Source organism: Superficieibacter sp. (assembly GCF_032071645.1).
In the GTDB taxonomy this organism is placed as follows: domain Bacteria; phylum Pseudomonadota; class Gammaproteobacteria; order Enterobacterales; family Enterobacteriaceae; genus Superficieibacter.
The window spans coordinates 450,407-462,208 of the sequence record NZ_DAMAPU010000002.1 but is presented as its reverse complement, the minus strand read 5'-3'; the positions used below and the strand labels follow the sequence as shown (position 1 = coordinate 462,208).

Below are 11,802 nucleotides of genomic sequence, written 5' to 3'. Positions count from 1 at the left end.
GAGCCAAGGATGGGAGTTATCACCATAAACCTGTTTACGTGGCTCTAAGAGCCGCACATCGGGCTTGAAATGCGTATGATGAGTCTGGTGTAAGAGACAATGCCCGGATCAGGCTTTTCCTTCACGTTGTACTGTCGCGGTGTGAGGTTGAAACTGCCGCCGCCGAATAGTTATACTCTTACTTCCGAGTAACTATCCGTGACAACTAAAAGTGTACCTTGTGATGATAGTTCGCCGTTCAATGGTAGAACGATCACGACAACCCATGTTCAGTAAGTTGTTGAAAGAAAAGCGAGTTTTATCGAAGTTTTGCCACAAAGGGAGAGATCTGGAGCGGGCGAAGGGAATCGAACCCTCGTATAGAGCTTGGGAAGCTCTCGTTCTGCCATTGAACTACGCCCGCTTTGAGGTGCGTAAGGCATTATAAACCTTACGCTCTGTCTGACAAGAGACCTCAGGTCTGACTGGCGATTAATTCGCCGTTAACATTTCGGTTTGCTGCCCTGCGGCGGCAGATAGCGCAGCGGATCGATAGCCGTGGCCTTGTAGCGGATCTGGAAATGAAGCCGCACGGAGTCTGTGTCGCTGCTGCCCATCGTCGCAATTTGCTGCCCGATTTGCACGCTCTGCCCGTTGTTGACCATTAACTTTTCGTTGTGCGCGTAGGCGGTGATGTAATTTTCCCCATGCTTAATCATGATCAGATTACCGTAGCCGCGTAGCTGGTTGCCGACGTAAACCACTTTCCCCGATCCCGCCGCGTAAATGGGCTGTCCGCGCGGTGCCGTGATATCAATCCCCTTGTTGCCGCCATCCGCCGTTGAATAGGTGAGGATCACCTTGCCGCTGGTCGGCCATCGCCAGCAGCGGTCGCCAACCGGGGGCCAACTGACGGGCGGCAGCGATGCAGGCCGTGAGGCTGTCTTCGTGCCACTGCCGGACGCTGATTTTTTCCCGGCGGTGGATTTGCCTCCCACCTTCAGCCGCTGCCCCACTTCAATGGTATAGGGCGGGGAAATATTATTCATCCGCGCCAGATCTTTCACGCTGGTGCCGGTGAGACGGGAAATGCGCGACAGCGTATCGCCGCGCTTGACGGTATAAACGTTGCCGTCGGAGTCCGAACTGCCCGAACAGCCTGCCAGAAACAGCGCCGCCGCCAGGCAGCACATAGGACGAAAACGATGGGTGATCAGGCTTCCTGCGCGCAAAACGTAACCTCGGTACAGTAGATCGGGTGACTTATGATAGCAGCCTGGCAAAAGATGCCAATGATTAGCGTACTTAAACCACCGGAATCGGATAACCCTCGCGGGCGGATGCGTCATCTGCGGCAGCCTGGGCGCCCTTACCCTTACGGGAGACATCTTTATACGCGAGTATCAACCAGATTGACCTTTGATAATAAACGCCAGGCGGTTCGCCTGTATGCTCCAGAGCCTGTATTGGTAATGCCTTTCCCCCATTTTTGGGCTACCCTTGTTGCCTGAAGACACGGTGGCCTGCGGGTCACTTTTTATCGTCAGGAGCATTTATGATCAGGGAACATGTCATTTTATTGGATGCGCAGGGACAGCCATCCGGCACGCTGGAGAAATATGCCGCGCACACAGCCACAACGCCGCTGCACCTGGCTTTTTCCTCATGGTTGTTCAACGCGCAGGGGCAGTTTCTGGTGACGCGCCGCGCGCTGGGCAAAAAAGCCTGGCCGGGCGTGTGGACCAACTCGGCGTGTGGACATCCGCAAAGCGGAGAGACACTGGAAGAGGCGGTTTCCCGCCGTTGCCGCTTCGAGCTGGGCGTGGAAATTGCCGATCTGGTCCCCGTCTATCCGGCGTTTCGCTACTGTGAAACCGATCCGTCCGGCATTATGGAAAACGAAGTCTGCCCGGTGTATGCCGCGCGGGTTATCAGCGATATCCACGCCAATCCTGATGAGGTGATGGGCTATCAGTGGGTGGCGCTGGATGATATGTTTCACGCCATAGCCGCCACCCCGTGGGCGTTCAGCCCGTGGATGGTACAGCAGGCTTCTTCTGCCGACGCGCGCGCCGCGTTAACGGCGTTTATCCAACAGCCATAAAAAAGCCCCGGCGCTAAAAGCCAGGGCTTATCTTCAACGCGTTACGCTTACTTCGTCGGACGCATTGCCGGGAACAGGATCACGTCGCGGATGGTGTGGCTGTTCGTGAACAGCATAACCATACGGTCGATCCCAATACCCAGACCTGCGGTCGGCGGCAGACCGTGCTCCAGCGCGGTCACGTAGTCTTCGTCGTAGAACATCGCTTCGTCGTCACCCGCTTCTTTGGCGTTAACCTGATCCAGGAAGCGCTGCGCCTGATCTTCTGCATCGTTAAGCTCGCTAAAGCCATTGCCGATTTCACGGCCGCCGATGAAGAATTCGAAACGGTCGGTGATTTCCGGGTTCACGTCATTACGGCGCGCCAGCGGAGACACTTCTGCCGGGTATTCGGTGATGAAGGTCGGCTGAATCAGATGCGCTTCGGCCACTTCTTCGAAGATTTCGGTCACGATACGGCCCAGACCCCAGCTCTTCTCAACCTTGATACCGATCGCTTCAGCAATCGCTTTTGCCGAGTCGAAATTATCCAGATCCGCCATTTCGGTTTCCGGGCGGTATTTCTTGATCGCTTCGCGCATGGTCAGTTTTTCAAACGGCTTGCCGAAATCGAAGGTTTCATCGCCGTAAGGCACTTCGGTTTTGCCCAGAATATTCTGCGCCAGGGTGCGGAACAGGGATTCGGTCAGTTCGATCAGATCTTTGTAATCTGCATACGCCATATAGAGTTCCATCATGGTGAACTCTGGGTTATGACGCACGGAGATGCCTTCATTACGGAAGTTACGGTTGATTTCGAACACGCGCTCGAAGCCGCCAACCACCAGACGTTTCAGGTACAGTTCCGGCGCGATACGCAGGTACATGTCCAGATCCAACGCGTTATGATGGGTGATAAACGGACGCGCGGAAGCGCCGCCAGGGATCACCTGCATCATCGGGGTTTCGACTTCCATAAAGCCGCGTCCGACCATGAACTGGCGCATACCCGCGAGGATCTGGGAGCGGATTTTAAAGGTGTTGCGGGATTCATCGTTAGAGATGAGGTCCAGATAGCGCTGGCGGTAGCGCGCTTCCTGATCCTGCAAGCCGTGGAATTTATCCGGCAGCGGGCGCAGGGCTTTGGTCAGCAGACGCAGCTCGGTGCAGTGAACAGACAGCTCGCCGGTTTTGGTTTTAAACAGCTTACCTTTCGCGCCGAGAATGTCGCCCAAATCCCATTTTTTGAACTGTTCGTTATAGATGCCTTCCGGCAGATCGTCGCGGGAAACGTACAGCTGAATACGACCGCCGACGTCCTGCAAGGTCACGAAAGAGGCTTTACCCATAATACGACGGGTCATCATGCGTCCGGCCACGGAGACTTCGATGTTCAGGGCTTCAAGTTCTTCGTTCTCTTTTGCACCAAATTCAGCGTGCAGATCGTCAGAAATATGGTCTCGACGAAAATCATTCGGGAACGCAATGCCCTGCTCACGCAGGTTTGCCAGTTTTTCACGGCGCGCTTTCAGTTCATTATTAAGATCGGCTGAATCATCAGCGGTCTGTACATTTTGTTCAGACATTTTGGTTCCTCATAACCCTGCTTTCAAACTTGCTTCGATAAATTGATCCAGGCTGCCATCCAGCACCGCCTGCGTGTTACGGGTTTCAACGCCGGTACGCAGATCTTTGATGCGGGAATCGTCAAGGACATAAGAACGGATCTGGCTACCCCAGCCGATATCGGACTTGTTGTCTTCCATCGCCTGCTTCTCAGCATTTTTCTTCTGCATTTCCAGTTCATAAAGCTTCGCTTTCATCTGCTTCATGGCCTGGTCTTTGTTTTTATGCTGGGAGCGGTCATTCTGACACTGCGTTACGGTATTGGTCGGAATGTGGGTGATACGCACTGCGGATTCGGTACGGTTAACGTGCTGACCACCGGCACCGGACGCACGGTAGACGTCGATACGCAGATCGGCAGGATTGATTTCGATATCAATATCGTCTTCCACTTCCGGGTAGACGAACGCAGAGCTGAAGGAGGTATGGCGACGGCCGCCGGAATCAAACGGGCTTTTACGCACCAGGCGGTGAACGCCGGTTTCGGTACGCAGCCAGCCGTAGGCGTAATCGCCAGAAATTTTGATGGTTACGGATTTAATACCCGCCACTTCACCTTCTGACTCTTCGATAATCTCGGTTTTAAAGCCGCGTGCTTCTGCCCAGCGCAGGTACATACGCTCAAGCATACTTGCCCAGTCCTGCGCTTCAGTACCGCCGGAACCGGCCTGGATATCAAGATAGCAGTCGGCGCTGTCATATTCGCCGGAGAACATGCGGCGGAATTCAAGCTGGGCCAGCTTCTCTTCCAGCACGTCGAGTTCCGCGATGGCTTCGTTGAAGGTTTCTTCATCTTCGGCTTCAACGGCCAGATCCAGCAGCCCGGAAACGTCTTCCAGACCCTGAGACATTTGATCGAGCGTATCAACGATAGCTTCCAGCGAGGAACGCTCTTTGCCCAGCGCCTGCGCGCGTTCGGGTTCGTTCCAGACGTCCGGCTGTTCCAGCTCGGCGTTTACTTCTTCGAGACGCTCTTTCTTCGCATCATAGTCAAAGATACCCCCTAAGAACGCCGGAGCGATCCGTGAGGTCCTGAATGCGGTTTTTTACCGGGTTAATCTCAAACATGGCCTGATTTCTTTTATAAGGAGTCAAATTTTGCGTATAAGAGCGGAATCTTAGCGGATTTCGCCCCCTATTTACAGCATCTGCCGTGCTAAATCGGCCAGATATTGTCAATGATAATTTGCAGGCTGCGGTTGCCGCGAAACTCGTTAATGTCCAGTTTGTAGGCCAGCTCCACTTCGCGCACGCCGTTATCCGGCCAGCAGGCGGTATCGACATTAAATGCGATACCGTCGAGCAGCGGACCGCCGCCGATCGGCTCGACCATTACTTTCAGATGGCGCTCGCCGACGATGCGCTGCTGAAGCAGGCGAAAACGCCCGTCAAACAGTGGTTCCGGGAACATCTGCCCCCAGGGCCCGGCGTCGCGCAGCATCTCGGCAACCTCAAGCGTCATCTCAGCGGGCGCAAGCGGCCCGTCGGAGAGCACTTCGCCCTGCAACAGCGCGGGGTCCAGCCATTCGGTGATCAGCTCGCCAAAGCGCTGCTGGAATTCGTCGAAGCGCGATTCCTCCAGCGACAGCCCCGCCGCCATCGCATGACCGCCAAACTTGATGATCAGATCCGGGTAAAGGGTATCCAGACGCTCCAGCGCATCGCGCATGTGCAGCCCCTGAATCGAGCGCCCGGAGCCTTTAAGGGTGCCGTCACCGGCAGGGGCAAACGCGATCACCGGGCGGTGGAAACGCTCTTTAATGCGCGAGGCCAGAATGCCGACCACCCCCTGGTGCCATTCGGGATGATACATCGCCAGCCCGCCGGGCAGGGCTTCGCGGCTGCGCTCCAGTTTTTCACACAGCGCCAGCGCTTCGACCTGCATCCCCTGCTCAATTTCTTTGCGCGTCTGGTTGAGGGCGTCCAGCTCGCTCGCCAACACGCGGGCCTCACCGATGTTGTCGCACAGCAGCAATGCCACGCCGACCGACATATCGTCAAGCCGCCCCGCCGCGTTCAGGCGCGGCCCTAACGCGAAACCGAGATCGCTTGCCGCCAGCCGGTGCGCTTCGCGGCGGGAGATTTCCAGCAGCGCTTTAATGCCGGGCCGACATTTTCCCGCGCGGATGCGGTTAAGTCCCTGCCAGGTCATAATACGGTTATTGGCATCCAGCGGCACGACGTCTGCCACCGTGCCAAGCGCCACCAGATCCAGCAGTTCCGCCAGATTAAACGGCGCGAGACCGCGCGCTTCAAACCAGCCCTGTTCACGCATGTGCGCGCGCAGAGCCAGCATCAGATAAAACGCCACGCCAACGCCCGCCAGCGATTTCGACGGAAACGCGCAGTCGCGCAGATTCGGGTTAACGATGGCTTCCGCCGCCGGGAGAGTGTCGCCCGGCAGGTGGTGATCGGTGACCAGAACGGGGATCCCCAGCGCGTGCGCCCGTTCAACCCCGGTGATGGAGGAAATGCCGTTATCGACGGTCATGATCATCTGCGCACCGCGTGCGTGCGCCTGATCGACCACTTCCGGGCTTAAACCATAGCCGTCTTCAAACCGGTTGGGCACCAGATAGCTCACGCTGTCGCAGCCCATCGCTCGCAGTGCGAGCACGGTTAACGCCGTGCTGGTTGCGCCATCAGCGTCGAAGTCGCCGACCACCATAATGCGCAGCCCTTCACGGATCGCGTCATAAAGCATGACAACCGCGTTATCGATGCCACTTAACTGCTGCCACGTCAGCATTCCCTTCACGCTGCGCTCCAGATCCTGCGCGCCACGCACGCCACGGCTGGCGTACAGCCGCCGCAGCAGGGGAGATAAATCGCCAGGCAGTTCCGTGCTTTCATCCACCTCACGGCGGCGTAGTTGTATCGGCTGTTTCACGCGAATTATTTACCGCTGGTTTGTTTTTGGTGCTCATCGAGGAAGGCTTTCATCTCTTTCGGCCCCTGATAGCCCGGGATCAGATTGCCGTCCTGAAGGACGATGGCAGGCGTACCGTTGACGCCAAACTGCACGCCAAGCGCGTAGTGATCGGCAATGTTGATATCGCAGGACGCAGGCGGCACGTCCTTACCTTTCATCGCATCGTCAAAGGCTTTGTTGCGATCTTTCGCACACCAGATCGCTTTCATATCCTGCTCCGGCTGGCTCTGAATGCCCGCGCGCGGGAAGGCCAGATAGCGCACGGTGATCCCCAGCGCGTTATAGTCTTTCATATCTTCATGCAGCTTATGGCAGTAGCCACAGGTGATGTCGGTAAAGACGGTGATGAGATATTTTTCCTGCGGCGCTTTGTAGATAATCATCTCTTTTTCCAGCGCGTTCAGGTGTTTAAGCAGCAGTTGATTGGTCACATTGACCGGCTTTCCGCCGCTGACGTCGTACATCGGCCCCTGGATCATGTGCTTGCCGTCGTCGGTCACGTACAGCACGCCGCTACTGGTGAGCACGGTTTTCATCCCCGCGACCGGCGCAGGCTGAATATCGCTGCTTTGCACGCCGAGTTTTGCCAGCGCCTGTTTGATCGCCGCATCGTCAGCATGGGCCAGTCCGCTGATGGCGGAAGTCAGAAGAGAGAGGAGCAATAAACCTTTTTTCATCACTTATCCTTTTATATCGGGCAATTACGCGCGCGGATGATGCTGCTGGTGTAATTGCCGCAAACGTTCGGTCGCTACGTGGGTATAAATTTGCGTCGTGGAGAGATCGCTATGGCCCAGCAGCATCTGCACGACGCGCAGATCTGCGCCGTGATTAAGTAAATGGGTGGCAAACGCGTGGCGCAGTACGTGCGGCGACAGCTTTTCGCTGTCGATACCCGCGAGCTGCGCGTAGTGTTTGATCCGGTGCCAGAATGTCTGCCGCGTCATCTGCTGCGCGCGCTGGCTGGGAAACAATACGTCAATGGAAACACCGTTCAGCAGCCACGGCCTGCCGTGCTCCAGATACGTCTCCAGCCAGTACACCGCCTCTTCGCCCAGCGGTACCAGCCGTTCTTTATTGCCTTTACCGATGACGCGCACCACGCCCTGACGCAGGCTGATATCGCTCATCGTCAGCCCGACCAGTTCCGAGACGCGCAGGCCAGTGGCGTACAGCAACTCCAGCATCGCTTTGTCGCGTAGCTCCAGCGGTTGGTCGGTCACGGGCGATTGCAGCAGGCGTTCGATCTGCTGCTCGGATAAATCTTTCGGCAGCCGCTGCGGCAGCTTTGGAGACGCCAGCAGCGCGCTGGGATCGTCCGCGCGGACGTTTTCCCGATACAGATGCTGGAACAATCGCCGCACCGCGCTCAGCAGTCGGGCCGAACTGGTGGCTTTGTAGCCCCCCGCCAGCCGCTCCGCCAGCAGCGACTGGAGATCGTCGTGCTGCACGGTCTCCAGCGACAGTGCGCGATGATGCAGCCATTCGACCAGCATGGTTAAATCCCGACGGTAGGCGCTAAGCGTATTTTCCGCCAGATTGCGCTCCAGCCAGAGGGCGTCAAGAAACTGTTCTATGCGTGCGAGATCCTGCTCCATCTGTGCCTCTTAGCCTGCCCATTCGCTGCATTATGCCTGATTTTTTTCCGTTTCTGGTACACTGGGCGCAAAGTCATGAGAAGAATTGAGACGTTTACGCAATGAACATTGGTCTTTTTTACGGCTCCAGCACCTGCTATACCGAGATGGCGGCGGAGAAAATCCGCGACATTATTGGCCCGGAACTGGTCACGCTCCACAACCTGAAAGATGACTCCCCCACGTTGATGGAACAGTACGATGTGCTGATCCTTGGCATCCCGACCTGGGATTTCGGCGAAATTCAGGAAGACTGGGAAGCCGTCTGGGAACAGCTCAGCGCATTAAACCTGGCGGGCAAACCGGTGGCGCTGTATGGCATGGGCGATCAGCTGGGCTACGGCGAATGGTTTCTCGACGCGCTCGGTATGCTTCACGACCAGCTCGCGACAAGCGGAGTGAAATTCATCGGCTACTGGCCGACCGAAGGCTATGAGTTTACCAGCCGCAAGCCCATCGTTGCCGATGGCAAACTGTTCGTCGGGCTGGCGCTGGATGAAACCAATCAGTACGATCTTAGCGATGAACGCATTCAGACGTGGTGCGAACAGATCCTCGGCGAAATGGCCGGGCATTTCTCCTGATCCCCTGGTCAATGCTACGCCGGTTGCTGTAATAGCATCCGGCGCAGATCGCGCCACTCGCCGCTTTCCATGCTATCCGCCGCCAGCCACAGATGCTGTTTCCGGCGGCTGCCCACCCTGCGCAACCGCAGCATCATGCCGCTTTTTAACATCCACGGTGCGCCGATAATTTCCCACTCCTGCTCCTGCCAGCGCAAATGGTAATTCATCATCAGTTTTATCTCACCCTGACGGGCATTAATACGCCGCTGACTACGCACGCAGTCGAAAACCACCAGCGATAACAACAGCAGCCAGAGCGGCATATAACTTAACGGCCACGGCATTAGCAGAACAATGGCCGCAACGATGCCATGCAGCAGAAGCGAGAGCCACTGCGAGCGCCAGGAGACGCGCAGATCAGATTGCCACAGGACCACGTTCCCGATTCCGTGTTTGAATTAATTGCACCATGCGCTGGAGGTCAGCGTCAGCGGGTTTTCCGTGATTCATCAACCAGTTAAATAAATCTGGATCGTCGCACTCTAACAAACGAATGAACGTTTTTTTGTCATCGTCACTCAGCGTGTCGTACTCGTATTCGAAAAAAGGCATGATGGAAATATCGAGCTCGCGCATTCCGCGTCGGCACGCCCAGTGGATACGGGCTTTATTATTAATATCCATGAATTCAGTCCTGCGTTGCTATATCCGATTAGTGTAACGCGTTTTAAGGGCTTACTTTACAGGATTATTGCGCTCTGCGAGCTGGATTCCACTTAAAATCCTGCAATATGAACGATTTCCTCGATATTCCCTTTCCCATTGCGCGACAAAAACGGCACAAAAGGCGCGTTAAAAGCACTTGCATTGGTCAATGGCTCTTTTACCATGACCTGAACCCTGAAGAATTCGAGTTGCAGGAAGGCGGCGACGCAGTGAATCCCCTGGAGCTTACGCCAGTAAGTGACCGGGATGAGCGAGGAAGCCAACGCACAGGCAACTTGAAGTATGGCGGGTATAAACTTATCGCGTTACGTAACCAGGATAACATTATGGCCTTTACTCCGTTTCCTCCGCGCCAGCCTTCCGCCTCTGCGCGTCTGCCGCTGACGCTTATGACGCTTGATGACTGGGCGCTGGCTACCATTACCGGCGCGGACAGCGAAAAATATTTACAGGGTCAGGTGACCGCCGATGTGGCGCAGCTGACTGAACATCAGCATCTGCTGGCGGCCCATTGCGACGCGAAAGGCAAGATGTGGAGCAATATGCGCCTGTTCCAGCGCGCCGGGGGTTATACCTGGATTGAACGTCGCAGCCTGCGTGATGCGCAGGTGACGGAACTGAAAAAATACGCGGTTTTTTCTAAAGTCACCATTGCCATTGATGACGAATCGGTACTGCTGGGTATCGCCGGTTTTCAGGCGCGCGCGGCGCTGGCGAATCTGTTCAGCGTGCTGCCAGACGAAGAAAAACCGGTCGTGACGGAAGGTGAAACTTCACTGCTGTGGTTTGCTCATCCTGCCGAGCGCTTTCTGCTGGTGACTGACGTCGCCACCGCCCAGCGTGTCACCGATGCCCTGCGTGGTGAAGCGCAGCTCAACAACAGCCAACAGTGGCTGGCGCTGAATATTGAAGCGGGCCTGCCGGTTATCGACGCCGCCAACAGCGGGCAGTTTATTCCGCAGGCGACCAACCTCCAGGCGCTTGGCGGCATCAGCTTTAAAAAAGGTTGCTATACCGGGCAGGAAATGGTGGCTCGCGCTAAATTCCGTGGGGCTAACAAGCGCGCACTGTGGTCGCTGGCAGGCCAGGCCAGCCGCGTGCCGGAAGCGGGAGAAGATCTGGAACTCAAAATGGGCGAGAACTGGCGTCGCACCGGCACGGTACTCGCTGCCGTTCAGCTTGACGACGGACGGCTGCTGGTCCAGGCGGTAATGAACAATGATATGGAGCCGGACAGCGTTTTCCGCGTGCGCGATGACGTCAATACGCTGCATATCGAGCCGCTGCCGTATTCACTGGAAGAGCAGTAAACGACAATACGCCACTCGCTAGCGTCAATGATTTTAAATTAAGCGCTGGCGGGTGGTGCTAAACAGAAAGGAGATGGGGTATCAGACATGGCCTGGATTGTGAGGGTTACAGCCCTGCGTCAGTTCACAATTGACGAAGTCAGCATCCATACCGGCCGTGCGATCTGACCGATCAAACGATTATGATCTCACAGGCACGCTATGTGCCACCTCTTACACCTGCCCGATATACAGATAAATTGCCAAAAAGTGGCACACGCTGCCGCCGAGGACAAAGCCGTGCCAGATGGCGTGGTTATAAGGGATGCGTCGACACACGTAAAAAATCACGCCCAGGGAATAGATAATGCCGCCTGCCGCCAGCAGGGTCACGCTTCCCACTGCCAGTTTGACCGCCATTTCATAAATCACCACCAGCGACAGCCAGCCCATCGCCAGGTAAGTGACCAGCGACAGCACCTTAAAACGGTGCGCAATAGTCAGCTTGAACAATATTCCCAGCAGCGCCAGGCTCCAGATGACAACCATCAATCCGCGCGCCAGGGGAGAATTCAGCCCCACCAGCAGAAAGGGCGTATAGGTTCCGGCAATCAGCAGATAAATCGCACAGTGGTCGAGTTTTTTCAGCCATTTTTTGGCCTGCGGATGCGGGACGGCGTGATAGAGCGTGGAAGCCAGAAACAGCAGGATCATGCTGCCGCCATAAAGACTGTAGCTGGTAATCGCCGTTGCGCTGGCGTGGCTGTCTGTGGCCTGCACCAGCAGTAAAACCAGCCCGACGATCCCGAACACCAGCCCGATGCCGTGGCTGATACTATTGGCAATTTCCTCTGCCAGTGAATATCCCTGGGTCATTACCGGCTTGCGAACCATAAAAACTCCTGTTGAGCGCACAATGCGCCCGATGCCTTTACAGGGTAACTGAGAATAGTTTCAGTGAACA

Annotated in this window: 12 protein-coding genes and 1 tRNA gene; 3 read left to right on the top strand and 10 right to left on the bottom strand. The window is 56.0% G+C overall.

The genetic code is table 11. The features are described from left to right. Nucleotides 1-329: 329 nt before the first annotated feature. Nucleotides 330-403 (bottom strand) — tRNA-Gly (locus RT197_RS06550). Between the two features lie 79 nt (nt 404-482). Further along, nucleotides 483-1,172 (bottom strand): amidase activator ActS, encoded by a 690-nt coding sequence (gene actS, locus RT197_RS06545; protein ID WP_312948612.1) that lies wholly within the window; start codon nt 1,170-1,172, stop codon nt 483-485. Between the two features lie 362 nt (nt 1,173-1,534). Here actS and idi point away from each other — a divergent pair, with 362 nt between their 5' ends. Further along, a complete protein-coding gene (gene idi, locus RT197_RS06540; RefSeq protein WP_312948515.1) occupies nt 1,535-2,083 on the top strand; it encodes an isopentenyl-diphosphate Delta-isomerase in 549 nt (182 codons plus the stop codon). Between the two features lie 47 nt (nt 2,084-2,130). Here the strand turns inward: idi and lysS are convergent, their stop codons facing one another. The 5 genes from lysS to xerD all read right to left on the bottom strand — a co-directional run bounded on the left by lysS (nt 2,131) and on the right by xerD (nt 8,218). Further along, the gene (gene lysS, locus RT197_RS06535; RefSeq protein ID WP_312948513.1) at nt 2,131-3,648 is read right to left on the bottom strand and encodes a lysine--tRNA ligase; all 1,518 of its coding nucleotides are present in this window, start codon (nt 3,646-3,648) and stop codon (nt 2,131-2,133) included. Between the two features lie 9 nt (nt 3,649-3,657). Further along, nucleotides 3,658-4,756 (bottom strand): peptide chain release factor 2 gene (prfB, locus tag RT197_RS06530; protein WP_312948511.1). Its coding sequence is split into 2 segments (ribosomal slippage): nt 3,658-4,680 and nt 4,682-4,756, totalling 1,098 coding nucleotides; the frame shifts between segments, so codons are not numbered across the junction. Nucleotides 4,757-4,844: 88 nt separating this feature from the next. Next, complete coding sequence (gene recJ, locus RT197_RS06525) at nt 4,845-6,578, bottom strand: single-stranded-DNA-specific exonuclease RecJ (protein WP_312948509.1); 1,734 nt, start codon at nt 6,576-6,578, stop codon at nt 4,845-4,847. Between the two features lie 5 nt (nt 6,579-6,583). Further along, nucleotides 6,584-7,297: a bifunctional protein-disulfide isomerase/oxidoreductase DsbC gene (dsbC, locus tag RT197_RS06520; protein WP_312948507.1), complete on the bottom strand. Its 714-nt coding sequence runs from the start codon at nt 7,295-7,297 to the stop codon at nt 6,584-6,586. 24 nt (nt 7,298-7,321) lie between these two features. Continuing rightward, the gene (gene xerD / locus RT197_RS06515; protein ID WP_312948505.1) at nt 7,322-8,218 is read right to left on the bottom strand and encodes a site-specific tyrosine recombinase XerD; all 897 of its coding nucleotides are present in this window, start codon (nt 8,216-8,218) and stop codon (nt 7,322-7,324) included. A gap of 101 nt (nt 8,219-8,319) precedes the next feature. Here xerD and fldB point away from each other — a divergent pair, with 101 nt between their 5' ends. Further along, nucleotides 8,320-8,841 (top strand): flavodoxin FldB, encoded by a 522-nt coding sequence (fldB, locus tag RT197_RS06510; RefSeq protein WP_312948503.1) that lies wholly within the window; start codon nt 8,320-8,322, stop codon nt 8,839-8,841. Nucleotides 8,842-8,855: 14 nt separating this feature from the next. On the opposite strand, the gene RT197_RS06505 is transcribed toward fldB, so the two are convergent. After that, nucleotides 8,856-9,260 (bottom strand): protein YgfX, encoded by a 405-nt coding sequence (locus tag RT197_RS06505; protein WP_312948501.1) that lies wholly within the window; start codon nt 9,258-9,260, stop codon nt 8,856-8,858. Then, nucleotides 9,241-9,507, bottom strand: a complete 267-nt coding sequence (gene sdhE / locus RT197_RS06500) for an FAD assembly factor SdhE (RefSeq protein WP_312948499.1) — start codon at nt 9,505-9,507, stop codon at nt 9,241-9,243. Before sdhE ends, RT197_RS06505 begins: the two co-directional genes overlap by 20 nt. A gap of 368 nt (nt 9,508-9,875) precedes the next feature. Between sdhE and ygfZ the strand changes: the two genes are divergently transcribed. Continuing rightward, the gene (ygfZ, locus tag RT197_RS06495) at nt 9,876-10,859 is read left to right on the top strand and encodes a tRNA-modifying protein YgfZ (protein WP_312948497.1); all 984 of its coding nucleotides are present in this window, start codon (nt 9,876-9,878) and stop codon (nt 10,857-10,859) included. Nucleotides 10,860-11,072: 213 nt separating this feature from the next. On the opposite strand, the gene trhA is transcribed toward ygfZ, so the two are convergent. Continuing rightward, nucleotides 11,073-11,732: a PAQR family membrane homeostasis protein TrhA gene (gene trhA, locus RT197_RS06490; protein WP_312948495.1), complete on the bottom strand. Its 660-nt coding sequence runs from the start codon at nt 11,730-11,732 to the stop codon at nt 11,073-11,075. Nucleotides 11,733-11,802 lie beyond the last annotated feature (70 nt).

Bases quoted from the DNA above. Each gene is read 5' to 3' on its own strand.
- xerD (WP_312948505.1), bottom strand. From the start codon at position 8,218: ATGGAGCAGGATCTCGCACGCATAGAACAGTTTCTTGACGCCCTCTGG.
- dsbC (WP_312948507.1), bottom strand. From the start codon at position 7,297: ATGAAAAAAGGTTTATTGCTCCTCTCTCTTCTGACTTCCGCCATCAGC.
- sdhE (WP_312948499.1), bottom strand. From the start codon at position 9,507: ATGGATATTAATAATAAAGCCCGTATCCACTGGGCGTGCCGACGCGGA.
- lysS (WP_312948513.1), bottom strand. From the start codon at position 3,648: ATGTCTGAACAAAATGTACAGACCGCTGATGATTCAGCCGATCTTAAT.
- idi (WP_312948515.1), top strand. From the start codon at position 1,535: ATGATCAGGGAACATGTCATTTTATTGGATGCGCAGGGACAGCCATCC.
- fldB (WP_312948503.1), top strand. From the start codon at position 8,320: ATGAACATTGGTCTTTTTTACGGCTCCAGCACCTGCTATACCGAGATG.
- actS (WP_312948612.1), bottom strand. From the start codon at position 1,172: ATGTGCTGCCTGGCGGCGGCGCTGTTTCTGGCAGGCTGTTCGGGCAGT.
- trhA (WP_312948495.1), bottom strand. From the start codon at position 11,732: ATGGTTCGCAAGCCGGTAATGACCCAGGGATATTCACTGGCAGAGGAA.
- ygfZ (WP_312948497.1), top strand. From the start codon at position 9,876: ATGGCCTTTACTCCGTTTCCTCCGCGCCAGCCTTCCGCCTCTGCGCGT.